Raw genomic sequence first — 16581 nt, forward strand, 5'->3', positions numbered from 1 at the left:
TCAGTTGGGAAGTCGCGGCAGCAGCAGATCTTTCAGATCGGTCAGCTTGCCGTGAAAAAAGTGTCCGCATTCTGCCACTTTCAGCAGCTCATGGGGACGTTGCAGCGCGGCCGACCATGCATACACCGTTTCAGGATCGATCACTTCGTCGTTCTCGGGCTGAATAATCGTCAACGGACAGTTTTGTGGCAGCACGCTGTGATCCTCGAGCCGTGAGGCCGCTGCAGCAATCAGAAACAGATGCGTCAGTTTTTCACCCTGCGCTTCGAGCCTTCCACCCAGGTTTGCGGCAACATAGCCACCGAAGGAAAAGCCGAACAGCGTCATCGGCAGTTCGGGGTGTTGCGCCCGCAGCCACTGCGCCGCAGCCTGGGCATCGTCGATCTCGCCCGGCCCGGCGACCGACGTGCCGGCACTGGCACCGACGCCGCGATAATTGAAGCGCAAGGTGATCAAACCCTGGTCGCGTGCGGTACGCTGCAGCGTCGAGACGACTTTATTGAGCATCGTTCCGCCCTGGATCGGGTTAGGATGACAGATCAGCGCAACGCCTCTGGCGTCGGGCACATCCTGATACAGCGCTTCGAGCTGGCCTTCTGGGCCATCGATAAATAATGGGGTTTCACGCATGAGCAAAACAGAACTCCGTGACCTCGAAATGGGTCGACTCGTCTAGCTGATTGTCTGCGGCTTGCATATCAACGACACGTCGCGGGTATACAGCGCAGGTTCGAGCCGTTAACGTAAAGCAAAGCCGTTTATAGAGGAAGGACTCGTGGAACACTCGCTCTTAGTCTGGTTGCTGCCGACGCTCGCCCTGGTGGCCGGTGTCGTCATTGGTTTCCTGGTCGCACGTCTGCTGCCCAACACCGTTCCGAACAGCACTCAGCGCCAGCTGGATGACATTCAGGAGCGTTTCGACACCTATCAGAACGAGGTGGTCACTCACTTCAACAGCACGGCCAATCTGGTACAAAAGCTTTCGCAGAGCTATCAGGACGTTCAGGAACACCTTGCCGAGGGCGCCAACCGTCTGGCCCTCGATGAGCTGACCCGCCAACGCCTGCTGGCCGCCCTGCACCCGGAGGCCAACCATGGGCATCGCGATCATCGCGACCGCCTGACGCCACCGCGTGACACCGAAACTCCCAAGGACTACGCCCCCAAGTCGCCTAACTCGCCAGGCATGCTGGATGAGCATTACGGTTTGAAAAAGTAAGGTTTGCCGCTACGAAAAAGCCCGCCGCAGAGAGCTTCTGCGGCGGGCTTTTTTGTGGAACAAGTAAAACGGTGAAGCTAAAGGTTATACACGAGTCCTGAAACACCTGAAGAATGGCTTCTGCCCGCAGGGCGTAGGAGCTTCAGGAGGTTACGACGGCTGCGATGGGCTGCGAAGCAGTCCCAAAACAGTCCGCCTCGGTTTTGTCTGGTACACCGAGGCGGCTGGTTTTGCTGCCGGTGCCCGGCAGTTCGCGGACAAGTCCGCTCCTACACTCCATAGATCGCGGACAAGCGAAGCGTCGCCCGGTCCGCTCCTGCGCAGCGGACGCTTTGTTAGCATTTGTGTATCAGATCGCGCCGCGGCTACGCAGCAGATCCAGCACCTGTTTGACGCTTTCTTCCACGCTGAGTGTCTGCGTGTCGATCACCAGATCGGCATTCAGTGGCACGTCATAAGGGAAGGACTCGCCCGGAATGTTGTCGCCATCGGCGGCATACAGGCCTTGCGGGTCGCGTTCGCGGCAGACTGCTGGAGACGCCTGGACGTAGACGGTCAGCAGACGATCCTTGCCGATCAGCGCCTTGGCGCGCTCACGGCCTTCAGCGTCCGGCGCAACGAACGCCGCCAGGGTCAGCAGGCACGCTTCGTTGAACTGACGCGCCACGTGCGCGGCACGGCTCCAGTTCTCGGTACGCCCGGCACGGTCCTGCGGCAAGCCCTTGTTCAGGTCATGACGCAGGTTCTGGCCGTCCAGCACATAGACCGCACGGCCCATGTCGAACAACTTGCGCTCGACCGCATACGCCAGCGTGCTTTTGCCCGCGCCGGACAGGCCGCTGAACAGCACGGTGGCAGGCTGCTGACCGAAACGCTGCGCACGCTCCTCGGTAGAAACGTGAGCCCGCTCGCCGTGATGCTGCGAGCCTCCGCCGGACACCGGCCTGGCGATGATCATGCCCGCTGCAACGGTGCCATTGGTCAGGCGATCAATTACGATAAACGCGCCAGTAGTACGGTTGCTGCTGTAGCCGCCCAGCGCGATAGGCGCATCTAGGCTGACTTTGACACGACCGATCTCGTTCAACTGCAACGAGCTGGCAGGGCCTTCTTCCAGTGTGTTCACATCCACGCGATGGGTGATGCTGGCGATCGAGCCCGGTACATAGCTGGTCGCGCGTTTGATGTCGTATTTCTTGCCCGGCAACATCGGCTCTTCAGCCATCCACACCAGCATGGCGTCGAACGCATCGCTGACCTGCGGGACACTGTCGGCATGCACCAGCAGATCGCCACGGGAAATGTCGATCTCGTCTTCCATGGTCAGCGTCACCGCTTGACCCGGCCCAGCCTGCTCCAGCTCGCCCTCGAAGGTGACGATGGATTTCACGCGACTGCTTTTGCCCGAAGGCAGCACGACGACTTCATCGCCCTTGTGCACGATGCCGCTGGCCAGCGTGCCGGCGAAACCACGGAAGTTGAGGTTCGGACGGTTGACGTACTGCACCGGGAATCGCAGGTCCGTGTAATTGCGGTCATTGGCGATTTCGACGGTTTCAAGAATCTCCATCAGCGACTGACCGGTGTACCAGGGCGAACGCTCGCTCTTGTTCACCACGTTGTCGCCTTTGAGCGCCGACATGGGCACGAACGCCATCGTGGTCGGCTTGAAGGCAATGCCTTCGGCAAACTTGAGATAATCGGCCTTGATCGACTCGAACACGCTTTCATCAAAACCGTTGAGGTCCATCTTGTTGATGGCGACAACGATGTGCTTGATACCCAGCAGCGAGGCGATGTAGCTGTGACGACGGGTCTGGGTCTGCACGCCGTAACGCGCATCCACCAGAATGATCGCCAGGTCACAGGTCGACGCGCCGGTGGCCATATTGCGGGTGTACTGCTCGTGGCCCGGTGTGTCCGCGATGATGAACTTGCGCTTGGCCGTGGAGAAATAGCGATAGGCGACATCGATCGTGATGCCCTGCTCGCGCTCGGCCTGCAGTCCGTCTACCAGCAACGCCAGATCGACGTCATCGCCGGTGGTGCCGGAATTCTTCGAGTCACGGGTAATGGCTTCGAGGTGATCTTCGTAGATCATCTTCGAATCATGCAGCAAACGCCCGATCAGCGTGCTCTTGCCGTCATCGACGTTGCCACAGGTGAGAAAGCGCAGCATTTCCTTGCGTTCGTGCTGGCCCAGATAGGCGAGGATGTCCTCGCTGATCAAATCAGATTGATGCGACATGTGACACCCCTTAGAAATAACCCTGACGTTTCTTTTCTTCCATCGAGCCGGCACCGTCGTGGTCGATGACCCGGCCCTGGCGTTCGGAAGTTCGCGTCAGCAGCATTTCCTGAATGATGTCGGTCAGGCTGGTCGCGTCAGACTCCACCGCGCCGGTCAGCGGGTAGCAGCCGAGGGTGCGGAAGCGGACCTTTTTCTTGACGATGCGCGATTTCTCTTCATCGGTGAGATGTTCGAGGATGCGGTCGTCGTCGATCATGATCAGCGTGCCGTTCCTCTCGATCACGTCGCGTTCTGCGGCGAAATACAACGGTACGATCGGGATGCCTTCCAGGTAGATGTATTGCCAGATATCCAGTTCGGTCCAGTTGGACAGCGGGAACACGCGGATCGACTCGCCCTTGTTGACGTTGCCGTTATACACATTCCACAGCTCGGGACGCTGGTTCTTCGGGTCCCAGCGGTGCTTGCTGTCGCGGAACGAATACACGCGCTCCTTGGCCCGGGACTTCTCTTCGTCGCGTCGGGCGCCGCCGAACGCAGCATCGAAACCATGCTTGTCCAAGGCCTGCTTCAGGCCCTCGGTCTTCATGATGTCGGTGTGTTTGGCGCTGCCGTGGGTGAACGGATTGATATTCTGCGCCACGCCATCGGGGTTGATGTGGGTGATCAGGTCCAGCCCCAGATCCTTGACCATCTGGTCGCGAAAGCGATACATCTCCTGGAATTTCCAGCGAGTATCGACATGCATGACCGGGAATGGCAGTTTTCCGGGAAAGAATGCCTTGCGCGCCAAATGCAGCATCACGGCCGAATCCTTGCCGATCGAGCACAGCATCACGGGGTTATCGAACTCGGCGGCGACCTCACGGATGATGTGGATGCTTTCCGCCTCCAGCTGTTTCAGATGCGTCAGTTTGTCAACCATGGCTACTCACGTTCGTTATGGACCGGGGAAAACCCGGGGCGGCCTGCGGGCCGTTTTCGAGCCGGTGACTTTAACATGCGTGATATCGCTAATCAGCGATGCATCTAGATCGAAACGATCTATGCATATACCACGCTGTTTGATCCGTCAGATCGGGTTCGGGCAATCGATGAAGATGTGATCCAGCGCAAAACGCCGCGCCAGATAATCACCCAGCGCCTGAACACCATAGCGCTCGGTGGCATGATGACCGGCGGCGATGAAGCTGATGTCGTTTTCCCGGGCACTGTGGAACGTCTGCTCTGACGCCTCGCCGCTGAGAAACAGATCGACGCCTTCCAGCACAGCCTGATCGATGTAACCCTGCCCGCCTCCGGTGCACCAGCCGACACGGCGAATCATCTGGCTGCCTTCGATCAATAGTGGTTCACGCCCCAGCGCGTCCTGAACGCGACGCGCAAAATCACGCGGGGTCATAGCTTCGGACAGCGACCCGATCAACCCGACGACGCGCGAATTCTCCGGGTCCAGCGGCCCTTCGACGGTGATGTCGAGCTGACGGGCCAGTTGCACGTTATTGCCGACCTCCGGATGCACATCCAGTGGCAAATGATAGGCCAGCAGGCTGATGTCGTGCTTGAGCAAGGTTTTCAGACGGCGCTGCTTCATGCCCGCCACGCAGGGGTTTTCGCCCTTCCAGAAGTAGCCATGATGGACCAGGATCAGATCGGCCTGAGCCTCGACGGCAGCGTCCAGCAGCGCCTGGCTGGCCGTCACGCCGCTGACAATGCGCATGACCTGCGGACGCCCTTCGACCTGCAAGCCATTGGGGCAGTAATCCTGAATCCGCGCACTGTTCAGGTAACGGTCGGCTTCTTCAACCAGGGTGCTCAGGGCAACAGCCATAAAAGACTCCTAAATATGCAGTTCAGAGCTGCGTTGTACTCGTATAATGCCCGCCATTATGGCGCACCCTCGGCCTATTTTTCTGCGCCCGCAACCATCAGGATCCGTTCAATGCTCAAAGCACTGCGTTTTTTCGGCTGGCCACTGCTGGCTGGCGTGCTGATCGCCCTGCTGATCATTCAGCGCTACCCGCAGTGGGTCGGTTTGCCGAGCCTGGATGTCAATCTGCAGCAGGCACCGCAAACGACAACGGTCATTCAAGGCCCGACTTCGTATGCCGACGCAGTCGTCGCCGCTGCGCCTGCGGTGGTCAACCTCTACACCACCAAGATGGTCAACAAGGGCAACAATCCGCTTTTCGAAGACCCTCAGTTTCGACGCTTCTTCGGCGATAACACGCCCAAGCAGAAACGTATGGAATCCAGCCTCGGCTCTGGCGTGATGATGAGCCCTGAAGGCTACATCCTGACCAATAACCACGTGACCACCGGTGCCGACCAGATCGTGGTGGCGCTCAAGGATGGCCGCGAAACCATCGCCAGAGTCATCGGCAACGACCCGGAAACCGACCTGGCCGTGTTGAAGATCGACCTGAAAAACCTGCCGGCCATCACCATTGCGCGCTCTGACAGCATTCGCATCGGCGACGTTGCGCTGGCCATCGGCAACCCGTTCGGGGTCGGCCAGACCGTGACGATGGGCATCATCAGTGCGACCGGGCGCAATCAACTGGGGCTCAACACCTACGAAGACTTCATCCAGACCGACGCGGCCATCAACCCCGGCAACTCCGGCGGTGCGCTGGTGGATGCCAGCGGCAACCTGATCGGCATCAATACTGCGATCTTCTCCAAGTCAGGCGGCTCTCAAGGGATCGGCTTTGCCATTCCGACCAAACTGGCGATGGACGTCATGAAGTCGATCATCGAGCACGGTCAGGTGATTCGTGGCTGGCTGGGCATTGAAGTGCAACCGTTGACCCCGGAACTGGCTCAGTCTTTCGGCCTGAAAGATCGTCCGGGCATCGTGGTGGCCGGTATTTTCCGCGATGGACCGGCGCAGAAAGCCGGGCTGCAACTGGGTGATGTGATCCTGAGCATCAATGGCGAACCCGCCGGTGACGGCCGCCGCTCGATGAATCAGGTCGCGCGCACCAAACCCAAGGACAAGATCGCCATCGATGTGATGCGTAACGGCAAGGAAATGCGCCTCAGCGCAGAAGTGGGCCTGCGTCCACCGCCTGCGTCGACACCGGTTGCTGCGCCGGAGTGATGGGCCAGTACCTTAAACCAGGTCTGTGACGCAGAGCGTCACGAAAGGTATTGCCACGCCGGAGCGTGCGAAACGATGGGGATCTTGAAACCCCATCATGCCCATGCTCCGCGTGGGCATGCCGCTCTGGACGCTCTGCGTCCGATCTTGAGTGGCAGCGCAGGGCCAGCCCGTTTTCGGGCTGACCGATCCGCTTTCAGATGTCGCTCAACCCTTCCAGCAACGCCTCATGCTGTTCCGGCGTGCCAATGCTGATGCGCAGGAACTGAGCGATGCGCTGTTGCGTGAAGTGGCGGACGATGACGCCCTGTTCGCGCAGCTTCGCAGCCAGGGCGGCGGCGTCATGTTGCGGATGGCGGGCGAAGATGAAGTTGGCGGCCGAGGGCAACACTTCAAAGCCTTTGCCCTGCAATTGCCCGATCAGCGTCTCGCGACTTTCGATGACCTTGTTGCGCGTCGACTCGAAGTGCTCGCGGTCTTCAAAAGCTGCGGCACCACCTACGTTGGCCATGCGATCCAGCGGATAGGAATTGAAGCTGTTCTTGACCCGCTCCAGCGCCTCGATCAGGTCCGGATGCCCGACCGCCAGCCCGACTCGCAATCCGGCCAGTGAGCGTGACTTGGACAGGGTCTGGGTGACCAGCAGGTTCGGATAACGGTCCACCAGCGTGATCGCAGTTTCGCCACCGAAGTCAATGTAGGCCTCGTCAACCACGACCACCGAATCCGGGCTAGCCTTGATGATCTGCTCCACCGCCTCAAGCCCCAGCAAGCAGCCAGTCGGCGCATTCGGGTTAGGGAAGATGATCCCGGCATTCGGCCTGGCGTAATCTTCGGCGCGAATCTGGAACTGCTCGTCCAGAGGGACTGTTTCGTAATCGATGCCATACAGGCCGCAATACACCGGGTAAAAGCTGTAGCTGATGTCCGGGAACAGCAGCGGCGCGTCGTGCTGAAACAAGGCGTGGAAGATGTGCGCCAGCACTTCATCGGAGCCGTTGCCGAGAAACACCTGATTGGGCTGCACGCTGTAATAACCGGCCACCGCGTGCTTGAGCAGGTCACTGTTGGGATCGGGATACAAACGCAGATCGTCGCTCAGCGCGGCACGCATGGCCTCGACAGCCTTGGGCGACGGACCGTAGGGATTCTCGTTGGTGTTGAGCTTGACCAGCTTGGTCAGCTTCGGCTGTTCGCCCGGCACGTACGGCACCAGACCACTGACGAAGGGGCTCCAGAATTTACTCATTATTTGCCGTCCTCAAGATTGCCAGCTTTCCAGTCGAGATCAGTGATGCGGTATTCGGCGCTGCGGGCGTGGCCGCTCAAGGATTCGCCACGGGCCAGCACCGAAGCGGTCTTGCCCAGCTCGGAAGCACCCTGCGGTGAGCAATAAATGATCGACGAACGCTTCTGAAAATCGTAAACGCCCAACGGCGAAGAAAAGCGCGCCGTACCGGAAGTCGGCAAAACATGGTTAGGGCCGGCACAGTAGTCGCCCAGCGCTTCCGACGTGTGACGCCCCATGAAGATCGCGCCCGCGTGACGTATCTGCGGCAGCCACGTTTCAGGATCGGCAACCGACAACTCGAGATGCTCGGGCGCAATGCGGTTGGCCACGTCGATCGCCTGGGCCATGTCCGCCACCTTGATCAGCGCGCCACGGCCGTTGATCGAGGTTTCGACAATCGCCGCTCGCTCCATGGTCGGCAGCAAGCGAGTGATGCTGGCTGCGACCTTGTCGAGAAATTCGGCATCCGGGCTGACCAGAATAGCTTGGGCATCTTCATCGTGTTCAGCCTGGGAAAACAGGTCCATTGCGATCCAGTCCGGATCGGTCTGACCGTCGCACACCACCAGAATCTCGGAAGGACCGGCAATCATGTCGATGCCCACCTGACCGAATACATGGCGCTTGGCCGTGGCGACATAGATGTTGCCGGGGCCTACGACCTTGTCGACTTTGGGCACGCTTTCCGTGCCGTAAGCCAGGGCCGCAACCGCTTGCGCGCCGCCGATGGTGAACACCCGGTCAACACCGGCAATGCACGCGGCAGCCAATACCAATTCGTTGATCTCGCCACGCGGCGTTGGCACGACCATGACCACTTCCGTCACACCGGCAACTTTCGCCGGGATGGCGTTCATCAAGACTGAAGACGGGTAAGAAGCTTTACCGCCAGGCACATACAGGCCTGCACGGTCCAGCGGCGTGACTTTCTGACCCAGCACCGTGCCGTCCGCTTCGGTGTAGCTCCAGGAGTCCTGCTTCTGCTTCTCGTGGTAGCTGCGCACCCGCTCGGCGGCTTTTTCCAATGTCTCGCGCTGGACCGGCGTGATACGCGTCAACGCCAGCTCCAGACGCTCGCGAGGCAGGATCAGGTCGGCCATCGAGGCAACCTGCAGGCCATCGAACTTCTGGGTGAACTCGACCAAGGCTGCATCGCCACGCTCACGTACGGCCTTGATAATGTCGAGCACAAGCTGATTGACCGAGTCGTCAGACACACTTTCCCAGCTCAGCAGATGATCCAGATGTCGTGCGAAATCCGGGTCAGTAGCGTCGAGTCGGCGAATTGCGGTGGGCGTGGTCATAGCGGGGCCTCAATAATTGGCGGATGCTCAGGAGCCTAAAGCTACCAAGCTATCCGCGCAGGCACCTGAGAAATTTGGCTATGACACGGATAGCTGGACGCAACTCAACGTTGCGTGAAGGGGTCAGCCGCGGTGTCGCGACTCCACTGCTTTGCGCAGGGTGTCGATCAGTGCCTGAATGCGTGCATGCTGCATCTTCATGGAAGCCTTGTTCACCACCAGGCGCGAGCTGATGTGTGCGATCAGCTCCTGAGGCTCGAGACCGTTGGCACGCAAGGTGTTGCCGGTGTCGACCACGTCGATGATCTTGTCCGCCAGTCCGATCAGCGGAGCCAGCTCCATGGAGCCGTAAAGCTTGATGATATCGACCTGACGGCCCTGCTCGGCGTAATAACGCTTGGCAACATTGACAAACTTGGTAGCGACGCGCAGACGCCCCTTGGGCTCGACGGCGCCGATTGCACCGGCAGTCATGAGCTTGCACCTGGCAATCTGCAGATCCAGCGGCTCGTACAGACCCTGGCCAGTGTATTCCATCAGCACATCCTTGCCGGCGACACCGAGGTCGGCCGCACCATGCTCGACGTAGGTCGGCACGTCGGTAGCGCGCACGATCAGCAGACGCACGTCAGGCTGGGTCGTGGGGATGATGAGCTTGCGGCTCTTGTCCGGATTCTCGGTCGGCACGATGCCTGCTTCGGCGAGAAGCGGCAGGGTGTCATCAAGAATACGGCCCTTGGACAGTGCGATGGTCAACATGGGAAACGTCAGTCCTTATCAGGAAACTTTTGTCATGACGCAAACGGCGCCCGACAACCCTCCGGCCTGGCAGGCCCGAGGTGGAACGAATCAGAAATCACACCCGCGACAGTACAGATAGCCCCGACGCCAGCGGCATCGGAGCCACGCGCTACTAGCCCGGAACACGGCGGATCTTGGCGCCCAGCATTTGCAGCTTCTCTTCTATGCACTCGTAGCCACGGTCTATGTGGTAGATACGATCGATCAACGTGTCGCCCTGTGCGACCAGCGCAGAGATCACCAGACTGGCCGACGCACGCAGGTCGGTCGCCATGACTGGTGCGCCCTTGAGCACTTCAGTCCCGGTCACGATTGCAGTGTTGCCTTCGACCTGAATCTGCGCGCCCATGCGGTGCATTTCGTACACGTGCATGAAACGGTTCTCGAAGATGGTCTCGATGACCGCACCGGTGCCTTCGGCAATGGCGTTGAGCGAGATGAACTGCGCCTGCATGTCGGTCGGGAACGCCGGGTATGGCGCGGTCCGCACGTTGACAGCCTTGGGACGCTTGCCGTGCATGTTCAGCTCGATCCAGTCTTCGCCGGTCGTGACTTCGGCACCGGCTTCCTGAAGCTTGAGCAGCACCGCTTCGAGAATGGTCGGATCGGTGTCCTTGACCCTGACGCGACCGCCAGTAACAGCTGCCGCCACCAGATAGGTGCCGGTCTCGATGCGGTCAGGCATGACCTTGTAAGTGGCCGGCCCCAGACGCTTGACGCCATCGATGGTGATGGTGTCGGTGCCTGCACCGTGGATTTTCGCACCCATGGCGATCAGGAAGTTGGCCAGGTCGACCACCTCAGGCTCGCGCGCGGCGTTTTGCAGCACGCTGCGACCGTTGGCCAGGCTGGCCGCCATCATGATGTTTTCAGTACCGGTCACACTGACGGTGTCGAAGAAGAAGTTCGCACCACGCAAACCGCCCTCAGGCGCCTTGGCTTTGATATAACCGCCTTCGACGTCTATGATCGCGCCCATGGCTTCGAGGCCACGAATGTGCAGGTCGACCGGACGCGAACCAATGGCGCAACCACCCGGCAGCGCCACTTCGGCCTCACCGAAGCGGGCGACCATGGGCCCCAGAACCAGAATCGACGCACGCATGGTTTTCACCAGTTCGTACGGCGCGACCAGTGTCTTGATGGTACGCGCATCGATTTCGACGCTGAGTTTCTCGTCGATCACCGGCTCGATACCCATGCGACCGAACAGCTCGATCATCGTGGTGATGTCGTGCAGGTGCGGCAGGTTCTGAACGGTAACCGGGCCGTCAGCCAGCAAGGTCGCGGCAAGGATCGGCAAGGCAGAGTTCTTTGCCCCGGAAATGCGAATTTCGCCATCAAGACGAACGCCGCCGGTAATAATCAATTTGTCCATTAGAGTCTCGACACCAATTGGCTCAGGTACGCTCGGCCCACGCAGCGCGGCTGAAAAATTTCATGGTCACCGCGTGGATGCTGCCATCGGCAATCCAGGGGTTCAGATGGGTGTAAATCTGTTGCTGACGCTTGACGGGGCTCAGGCTGGCCAGCTCGTCACTGATAATGTTCAGCTGGAAGTTGCAGCCTTCGCCTTCGACTTCCACCTTGATTTCCGGCAGCTTTCCTTCAAGGAAGCTCTTCACTTCTACAGCCTGCATGCTTAACCTCGATCGGCGCTGTACGCGCGCGGGTCGGCCATCATACAAAAAAGCCCATGTTATGCGAAGCCCAACGAGTGGGCCCGTACAAAAGGGCTTTCAGGATAACGCCTGTCAATGAATGTTCAATAGCTCGGTCAGACCGGAGACACGGGCTATTTCACGCATGTCGTGGGGCAGCGAGCGCACAGTGAGCGACTTGCCGGCATCCCGGGCATCGCGCATGAACGCCAGCACCAGCGCAAGGCCCACGCTGCTGGACTTGTCGACCTCCGAACAGTCCAGCGTCAACTCGGTCAGATCACCGGACTTAATCAGTGCCGCACCCTGCTTGCGCAGTTGCGGCCCGCTGCGAAAATCCAGCACGCCGATCAGTTTGAGCTCACCGGGCCCGGCGAGACGGACGGCAGACTCGGTCATTGCGCGGGCTTCTGCGCAGCGTCTACGGTCGACTTGGTCTTCGCGACCTCGCCAGCCCAGTTGTTGATCGTGGTATCCAGGTTATTGCCGTTGCGCTGCATGGCATCCGCGAATTGATCACGGAACAGCTTGCCGATGTTGATACCGTTGATGACAACGTTACGTACCTTCCACTCGCCATCCAGCTTTACCAGCGTGTAGGAAACCGGATAAACAGCGCCATTGGTGCCCTTGACCTGCATATCAACGCTGGTGCGATCGTCACCTTCGTCCTTGGCCGGTGCCACGGTGATGCCCTGGTTGTTGAATTCGAGCAAGGCATTGCCGTAGAACTGCATCAGGCTGCGCTTGAAGTTTTCTTCGAAACGCTTGACCTGCTCAGGTGTCGCCTTGCGGGAATACTTGACGGTCATGATGCTTTTGGAAATGCCATCCGCGTCCACAACCGGACCGACAATGCGGTTCAGCGCATCGTAGAACGCGCTCGGATTGGACTTGTATTGCTCACGGTTGGTCGCCAGATCACTCAGTAATTCCTTGGTGGTACGTTCCACCAGATCATGAGCCGAGGGGGTCGCCGCGGCATTCGCCAGCATGGGCAGAGTGGCCAGCAATACCAGCAGACCACGGCGCAGAATAGAGATCATTTGTAGCTCCTCACTTAGCGTCTTTACTTACAGTATTGAGCAGGAATTTGCCGATCAGGTCTTCAAGCACGAGCGACGACTGCGTGTCATGGATGGTGCCGCCATCCTTGAGCATCTTGTCATCGCCACCCACACTGAGACCGATGTATTTTTCGCCCAGCAAGCCGGCAGTCAGAATCGACGCCGTTGAGTCGGAAGGCAGGTTGTCGACCTTTTTCTGAATCTCCAGCGTGACACGACCTGTAAAGGTATCGCGATCCAGATCGATCGCGGTCACCTTGCCGATGGTCACGCCCGCCATGCTGACCTTGGCTCTGACAGTCAAACCGGCAAGATTGTCGAAGTAGGCATAAAGTTTATAGGTGTCGGTGCTCGCACTTGTGCTCAGACCACTGACTCGCAGGGCCAGCAGGAGCAGAGCCAGTATCCCGGCGAGCAGGAACAAGCCGACTCCGGTTTCGATGGCACGGTTTTGCATCAGAAATCTCCAAACATCAAGGCGGTCAGAATAAAGTCCAGTCCCAGCACGGCCAACGAGGCGTACACGACAGTCTTGGTTGTCGCGCGACTGATCCCCTCGGAAGTAGGATCGCAGTCATACCCCTGAAAAACGGCAATCCACGTCACAACGAAAGCAAATACGACGCTTTTGATCACCCCATTGAGCACATCGTTCGTGAAAGAAACGCTGTTCTGCATGTTCGACCAGAAAGAGCCGTCATAGACTCCCAGCCAATCGATCGCCACCCAGGACGCGCCCCAGATGCCGACCACGCTGAAAATCATCGCCAGAATCGGCAGCGAAATAAAGCCCGCCCACAAACGCGGCGCAACGATGTATTTGAGCGGATCGACGCCAATCATCTCGAGGCTCGACAACTGCTCGGTGGATTTCATATTGCCGATCTCGGCGGTCAGCGCAGAACCTGCGCGCCCGGCGAACAGCAAGGCAGTCACCACCGGGCCCAATTCACGCAGCAGGGTCAACGCCACCATCTGACCGACGGCCTGCTCGGACCCGTACTTGGCCAAAATGCTGAAACCCTGCAAGGCCAGCACCATGCCGATGAAGATGCCCGACACCACGATGATGACCAGCGACATGACGCCAACGGAATACAGCTGCTTGACCAGCAACTGAAAACTGCTGCCGGCGCCGCCGCGACCCAGCAGGGCGTGCACCAAGAACAGGCCTGAGCGCCCCAGAACAGCAACGATATCAATGGCCGAGCGCCCCAGCAGGGCAACGCGGTCCATCAGTGACTTCTTGCGCATCAGCGCTTCCCCAATAGATCTTCGCGAAAATCCGGCGCCGGATAGTGAAACGGCACAGGGCCGTCGGGCTCGCCGGTCATGAATTGACGAATGCGTGGATTGTCCGAAGACATCAGCTCCTGAGGCGTACCCTGCCCCAGCACCTGCCCGTCGCCCACAACGTATAGATAGTCGGCAATGCTCGCCGTCTCGCTGAGGTCGTGAGACACCACGATGCTGGTGATACCCAGCGCGTCGTTGAGCAGCCGGATCAGACGCACCAGCACCCCCATCGCAATCGGATCCTGGCCGACGAAGGGCTCGTCGTACATCAGAATCTGCGGGTCGAGCGCAATGGCACGCGCCAGCGCAACACGGCGCTTCATGCCACCCGACAGTTCATCCGGCATCAGTTCGACCGCACCACGCAGGCCGACGGCCTGGAGCTTGAGCAGAACGATGTCGCGGATCATCTCTTCCGGCAGCTCAGTGTGCACGCGCAACGGAAAGGCGACGTTTTCGAAGACGTCCAGGTCGGTAAACAGCGCGCCGCTCTGAAACAGAACGCCCATCTGCTTGCGCGCGTCAAACAGATCGCTGCGCGACAGCTCCGGCAGGTTCTGGCCATTGACCCACACCTGGCCTTCGCTCGGACGCAACTGGGCGCCCATCAAACGCAGCAAGGTCGTCTTGCCACAGCCCGATGGCCCCATGATTCCGGTGACCTTGCCCCGCGGAATACGAATATCGACATTATTGAAAATACTGCGCGCACCGCGTTTGAAAGACACACCTTTCAACTCGACCGCATAGGCGTCATCGGAACTCATCTAAACTCCTTGCGATACAGCCTCCGCCCACAGCCGCCGGTTCTTGGAGGCAAGACAGGCCATGCAGGCGGGCCGAACCAGCCGCGAACTATATCACCGCAGTCACCCGCCCCCAAGAAGAGAACCGCTCGGTTCAGGTATCCGCCGAATTATTCTGTACCACAATGTTATGACTACAAGCTTGATACAGACCCGCAAGCGCGTAGGAAATTCGTTTAAAAACCACACAATGACGATCAGACGTGAGGGAATCGTTCATTACCGCTATAATCGCCGCCTTTCAACCGGCTGACTCTTCCCAGACATGACTCGATCCAGTGACCTGATTCAAGCGGCGCGACGCACCATTCGTCTTGAGATAGAAGCCATACAAGGCTTGCTTGAACGCCTCGACGGCGATTTTGTGCGCGCCTGCGAGATGATTCTGGCCAGCCAGGGCCGGGTCGTCGTGGTCGGCATGGGCAAGTCCGGGCATGTCGGCAACAAGATTGCCGCCACACTGGCAAGCACCGGGACCACCTCGTTTTTCGTGCATCCGGCCGAAGCCAGCCATGGCGACATGGGCATGATCACGCGCGACGACATTATTCTCGCCCTGTCCAACTCCGGCACGACCAATGAAATCGTAACCCTGCTGCCGCTGATCAAACGTCTTGGCATCAAGATGATCAGCCTGACCGGCAACCCGGACTCGGTGTTGGCCAAGGCCGCAGACGTCAACCTCAACGTCCACGTCGCACACGAAGCCTGCCCGCTCAATCTGGCGCCGACTTCTTCGACGACAGCCGCCCTGGTCATGGGCGACGCACTGGCCGTGGCGCTGCTCGAAGCGCGTGGCTTTACGGCCGAAGACTTCGCATTTTCGCATCCGGGCGGGGCGCTGGGCCGACGCCTGCTGCTGAAAGTCGAGAATGTCATGCACTCCGGCGATGCGCTGCCTAGCGTACAGCGCGGCACCCTGCTGCGCGACGCACTGCTGGAAATGACCCGCAAGGGCCTGGGCATGACCGCCATTATCGAAGCCGACGGCAAGCTCGCCGGTATCTTCACCGACGGCGACTTGCGTCGGACTCTGGATCGCCCTTTCGACATCCGCCAGACCACCATCGATGAGGTCATGACCCATCACGGCAAAACCGCCCACGCAGAAATGCTCGCGGCCGAAGCGCTGAAAATCATGGAAGACAACAAAATAGGCGCGCTGGTTGTCGTGGATCAGGATGACCGGCCGGTGGGTGCGTTCAATCTGCAGGATCTCCTGCGTGCAGGCGTCATGTAATGGAAACCAGAACGATGAACCCGGAACTCATGCAACGCGGCAAGGCCATCAAACTGGCGGTTTTCGATGTCGATGGCGTCCTGACTGACGGCCGCCTGTTCTTTCTGGAAGACGGCAGCGAGATCAAGACATTCAACACGCTGGACGGGCAAGGCATAAAAATGCTGATAGCTTCCGGCGTGACGACCGCCATTATCAGCGGTCGCAAGACTGCAATCGTCGAGCGCCGGGCAAAGAGCCTGGGCATCGCACACCTTTTTCAAGGCCGCGAAGATAAACTGGTCGTACTGGACCAATTGCTGGCAGAGTTGAAACTTGATTACGAACAAGTCGCCTATCTGGGTGACGATCTGCCAGACTTGCCGGTCATCCGGCGTGTCGGCCTGGGCATGGCAGTGGCCAATGCGGCAGGCTTTGTCCGCGAGCATGCACACGGAATAACCAAGGCGCGAGGCGGCGAAGGCGCGGCGCGCGAATTCTGCGAACTGATCCTGAGTGCGCAAGGCAACCTTGAAGCGGCTCACTCCGCCTATTTATAGAAG

Annotated in this window: 18 protein-coding genes; 4 read left to right on the forward strand and 14 right to left on the reverse strand. The window is 59.3% G+C overall.

Translation table 11 applies throughout. The annotated features are described in order from the left end of the window. Positions 1–630, reverse strand: a complete 630-nt coding sequence (locus tag BLT55_RS16660) for an alpha/beta hydrolase (RefSeq protein ID WP_054998743.1) — start codon at positions 628–630, stop codon at positions 1–3. Positions 631–775: 145 nt separating this feature from the next. On the opposite strand from BLT55_RS16660, the gene BLT55_RS16665 reads away from it, so the two are divergent. Beyond that, the gene (locus tag BLT55_RS16665) at positions 776–1219 is read left to right on the forward strand and encodes a Z-ring associated ZapG family protein (protein ID WP_007248971.1); all 444 of its coding nucleotides are present in this window, start codon (positions 776–778) and stop codon (positions 1217–1219) included. A 349-nt stretch (positions 1220–1568) separates the two neighbouring features. Here BLT55_RS16665 and cysN read toward each other — a convergent pair whose 3' ends face one another. The 3 genes from cysN to BLT55_RS16680 form a co-directional block, all read right to left on the reverse strand. Then, complete coding sequence (gene cysN / locus BLT55_RS16670) at positions 1569–3467, reverse strand: sulfate adenylyltransferase subunit CysN (RefSeq protein ID WP_054998657.1); 1899 nt, start codon at positions 3465–3467, stop codon at positions 1569–1571. Between the two features lie 10 nt (positions 3468–3477). Continuing rightward, positions 3478–4395, reverse strand: coding sequence for a sulfate adenylyltransferase subunit CysD (gene cysD / locus BLT55_RS16675; protein ID WP_054998658.1), 918 nt, complete (start codon positions 4393–4395; stop codon positions 3478–3480). A 147-nt stretch (positions 4396–4542) separates the two neighbouring features. Continuing rightward, on the reverse strand, positions 4543–5301 hold the full coding sequence (locus BLT55_RS16680; protein ID WP_054998659.1) for a Nif3-like dinuclear metal center hexameric protein: 759 nt from the start codon (positions 5299–5301) through the stop codon (positions 4543–4545). A 111-nt stretch (positions 5302–5412) separates the two neighbouring features. Between BLT55_RS16680 and algW the strand changes: the two genes are divergently transcribed. Continuing rightward, complete coding sequence (gene algW, locus BLT55_RS16685; RefSeq protein ID WP_054998660.1) at positions 5413–6573, forward strand: Do family serine endopeptidase AlgW; 1161 nt, start codon at positions 5413–5415, stop codon at positions 6571–6573. A gap of 196 nt (positions 6574–6769) precedes the next feature. On the opposite strand, the gene hisC is transcribed toward algW, so the two are convergent. The 10 genes from hisC to BLT55_RS16740 all read right to left on the reverse strand — a co-directional run bounded on the left by hisC (position 6770) and on the right by BLT55_RS16740 (position 14760). Further along, a complete protein-coding gene (hisC, locus tag BLT55_RS16690) occupies positions 6770–7822 on the reverse strand; it encodes a histidinol-phosphate transaminase (RefSeq protein WP_054998661.1) in 1053 nt (350 codons plus the stop codon). Further along, positions 7822–9168 carry a histidinol dehydrogenase gene (hisD, locus tag BLT55_RS16695; protein WP_054998662.1) on the reverse strand — a complete coding sequence of 449 codons (1347 nt, stop codon included), beginning with the start codon at positions 9166–9168 and terminating at the stop codon, positions 7822–7824. The genes hisC and hisD overlap by 1 nt, the downstream gene beginning before the upstream one ends. A gap of 123 nt (positions 9169–9291) precedes the next feature. Continuing rightward, positions 9292–9927: an ATP phosphoribosyltransferase gene (gene hisG, locus BLT55_RS16700; protein WP_007248978.1), complete on the reverse strand. Its 636-nt coding sequence runs from the start codon at positions 9925–9927 to the stop codon at positions 9292–9294. A gap of 154 nt (positions 9928–10081) precedes the next feature. Next, positions 10082–11347: a UDP-N-acetylglucosamine 1-carboxyvinyltransferase gene (gene murA, locus BLT55_RS16710; RefSeq protein ID WP_054998663.1), complete on the reverse strand. Its 1266-nt coding sequence runs from the start codon at positions 11345–11347 to the stop codon at positions 10082–10084. 22 nt (positions 11348–11369) lie between these two features. Continuing rightward, positions 11370–11609 carry a BolA family protein gene (locus BLT55_RS16715; RefSeq protein ID WP_054998664.1) on the reverse strand — a complete coding sequence of 80 codons (240 nt, stop codon included), beginning with the start codon at positions 11607–11609 and terminating at the stop codon, positions 11370–11372. 114 nt (positions 11610–11723) lie between these two features. Further along, entirely contained in the window at positions 11724–12029 is a 306-nt protein-coding gene (locus BLT55_RS16720; protein WP_054998665.1) for an STAS domain-containing protein, read from the reverse strand. Continuing rightward, the gene (locus tag BLT55_RS16725; RefSeq protein WP_007248982.1) at positions 12026–12676 is read right to left on the reverse strand and encodes an MlaC/ttg2D family ABC transporter substrate-binding protein; all 651 of its coding nucleotides are present in this window, start codon (positions 12674–12676) and stop codon (positions 12026–12028) included. The genes BLT55_RS16720 and BLT55_RS16725 overlap by 4 nt, the downstream gene beginning before the upstream one ends. A gap of 10 nt (positions 12677–12686) precedes the next feature. After that, on the reverse strand, positions 12687–13154 hold the full coding sequence (gene mlaD / locus BLT55_RS16730; RefSeq protein ID WP_007248983.1) for an outer membrane lipid asymmetry maintenance protein MlaD: 468 nt from the start codon (positions 13152–13154) through the stop codon (positions 12687–12689). Then, positions 13154–13951: a lipid asymmetry maintenance ABC transporter permease subunit MlaE gene (gene mlaE, locus BLT55_RS16735; RefSeq protein ID WP_007248984.1), complete on the reverse strand. Its 798-nt coding sequence runs from the start codon at positions 13949–13951 to the stop codon at positions 13154–13156. Before mlaE ends, mlaD begins: the two co-directional genes overlap by 1 nt. Further along, positions 13951–14760, reverse strand: a complete 810-nt coding sequence (locus tag BLT55_RS16740; protein ID WP_007248985.1) for an ATP-binding cassette domain-containing protein — start codon at positions 14758–14760, stop codon at positions 13951–13953. The genes mlaE and BLT55_RS16740 overlap by 1 nt, the downstream gene beginning before the upstream one ends. Before the next feature lie 304 nt (positions 14761–15064). Here BLT55_RS16740 and BLT55_RS16745 point away from each other — a divergent pair, with 304 nt between their 5' ends. Together BLT55_RS16745 and BLT55_RS16750 are read left to right on the forward strand one after the other, a co-directional pair. Then, a complete protein-coding gene (locus tag BLT55_RS16745; protein ID WP_054998666.1) occupies positions 15065–16039 on the forward strand; it encodes a KpsF/GutQ family sugar-phosphate isomerase in 975 nt (324 codons plus the stop codon). A gap of 14 nt (positions 16040–16053) precedes the next feature. Continuing rightward, entirely contained in the window at positions 16054–16578 is a 525-nt protein-coding gene (locus BLT55_RS16750) for a KdsC family phosphatase (RefSeq protein WP_007248987.1), read from the forward strand. Positions 16579–16581 lie beyond the last annotated feature (3 nt).

This window comes from Pseudomonas cannabina (assembly GCF_900100365.1).
Taxonomy (GTDB): Bacteria; Pseudomonadota; Gammaproteobacteria; order Pseudomonadales; family Pseudomonadaceae; genus Aquipseudomonas; species Aquipseudomonas cannabina.